2 protein-coding genes are annotated in these 1,993 nt (G+C 68.6%); one reads left to right on the top strand and one right to left on the bottom strand.

Annotated elements, in window-relative coordinates; genetic code table 11:
* Positions 1-122: 122 nt before the first annotated feature.
* Positions 123-1,178, bottom strand: coding sequence for an IS110 family transposase (locus ACFZDK_RS55765; RefSeq protein WP_390987090.1), 1,056 nt, complete (start codon positions 1,176-1,178; stop codon positions 123-125).
* Between the two features lie 408 nt (positions 1,179-1,586).
* Between ACFZDK_RS55765 and ACFZDK_RS55770 the strand changes: the two genes are divergently transcribed.
* On the top strand, positions 1,587-1,993 hold a 407-nt coding region (locus ACFZDK_RS55770; protein WP_390987093.1), incomplete at its 3' end, for a transposase.

A 1,993-nucleotide genomic window follows, 5' to 3' on the forward strand; every position in this document is an offset into this window, starting at 1 on the left:
CTCACGCGCCTTCTTACACGGCGAGAAAGATCACTCGTGCGCGCCCACACCATGATGCCCTGGTCGCCATACTTGGGGCGCGGCTCGCGTTCTAAGCTTGACTCTGAAGCTTCTATAGATCGTCAAGTTGTAGTAGACGGGCCGGGTGTGCCGCTGAAGGCGCTGGTCAGGTGGTGGTAGACCTCGCGCGCGACGAAGCGCTTGAGGCATCTGAAGATGTCCTTCGTCTTGAGTCCTTCGAGGGTGCGTCGTGCCACGTAGTCGCGGGTGCGTGTGTCGTGGCGCATGCGGACCAGCACGATGGTGTGCAGCGCGCGGTTGGCCTGGCGGTCTCCGCCACGGTTGAGCCGGTGGCGGTCGGTACGCCCGGAGGAGGCCGGGACGGGTGCGGCGGCGCACAGGTGGGCGAAGGAGGCCTCGGATGCGAGTCTGTCGGGGTTGTCACCGACGGTGACCAGGAGCTGTCCGGCGGTCTCGGTTCCGACGCCCGGCAGCGCGAGCAGGCCGGGTGCGGTGCGGTCGATCAGGACGCGTAGGTCGCGGTCCGCGTCTGCTATCTCCTCGCTCAAGTGCCGGTAGCGCTTGGCCAGGCGCTTGAGGGCCAGTCTGACGGCGGTGGCCGGGGCGGCCAGATCGGTGCCCGGGCGGCTGGCGGCCAGCCGTCGGACCAGCTCGGTGGTGGTCAGTGAGCGGAGTGCTTCGCGGACCTCAGCGGGCGCGGTGATGACCAGCGATTTGATCTGGTTGATGGTCTGCGTGCGGGCCTTGACGGCACTGGCGCGTACGACGCGCAGTCCGCGGATTGCCTCGACCGCGCCGTCGCGGTGCTTCGGCGTGCCGGTGGCGCGGCCGGCGAGTACCGCGGTGGCGGCGGCGTAGGCGTTGATGGAGTCCGACTTACCTGCCGCTCGGCGAGCCCGACGGTCGGGTCGGTCCACCTCGATGACGGTGATCTGGTTGGCTCGGAGGTAGCGGCCAAGTTCGGCACCGAAGGAACCGGTCCCCTCCATGCCCACGACCAGCACCCGGCCGTGGGAGTGCAGCAGGTCCCGGTAGCCAGCAGGTGTTGCGGGGAAGGCCTCGGTGGCCAGGTGCCGGCCGATGGTGTCGATGACGGCGGCCTGGTGAACGTCGGTGTGGGTGTCGATCCCGCCGATCACCTCGATGGGCTGTGACATGGCGGCCGGGTTCCTTCCGTGCGGGACGAGTTGGCTCGCTCGCACCGGCCAGCGGACGGACACGACTGTGATGGGACCACGTGGGTCACGCTCTATGAGGTCACGATCGCCGACCGGTACACGCGGGTGGCACCGCCCGGAAGGTCGACGATTCAGAGTGAGGACAGCCGAAGCGTCAATCGGGGATCGGGTCAGACCCTCGAGCGGTGCCGCCCCATCCTCACAGTCGGGGATCTTGGAGTTTCCCGGTGCGGCAGCAAGATCGACGGGATGATCGGGTAGTTCCGCCGACCGATGCAGCTGTCGAGGTGTCCGTTGTCCCTTCGTCCCCGTTCCGGTGAGCAGGTCCCGTCTCTGACTGCGCAGGTTGCGCGGGCGAGCAACCCGGGTGGTACGACGGCGATATGGGTGCGTGACCGGCTGCACGGGCTGTGGCGCGAGAAGGACTTTGCGGACTGGTACCCGCGGGACGGGCGTCCGGGGCTCTCGCCTGCTCAGCTGGCCACCGTCTGTGTGCTGCAGTTCCTGCTCGGGCTGTCGGACGGGCAGGCCGCCGAGTCGGTCCGCTGCCGCATCGACTTCAAATACGCGATGGCCATGGAGCTGGACGATCCCGGATTCCACCACAGCGTGCTGGGCGACTTCCGAGACCGCGTCGCCGAGGACGCCCGCGTCGACCGCCTCCTCGACCTCGCACTGGCCCGCCTGAAGGAGGCCGGACTGGTGCGCGAGCGCACCACGCAGCGCACCGACTCCACGCACGTCCTGGCCGCGGTGCGTGACCTGACCCGCCTGGAGCTGGTCACCGAGGCGGT

The organism is Streptomyces sp. NPDC007901 (assembly GCF_042959465.1).
Lineage (GTDB): Bacteria > Actinomycetota > Actinomycetes > Streptomycetales > Streptomycetaceae > Streptomyces.

Bases quoted from the DNA above. Each gene is read 5' to 3' on its own strand.
- ACFZDK_RS55765 (WP_390987090.1), bottom strand. From the start codon at position 1,178: ATGTCACAGCCCATCGAGGTGATCGGCGGGATCGACACCCACACCGAC.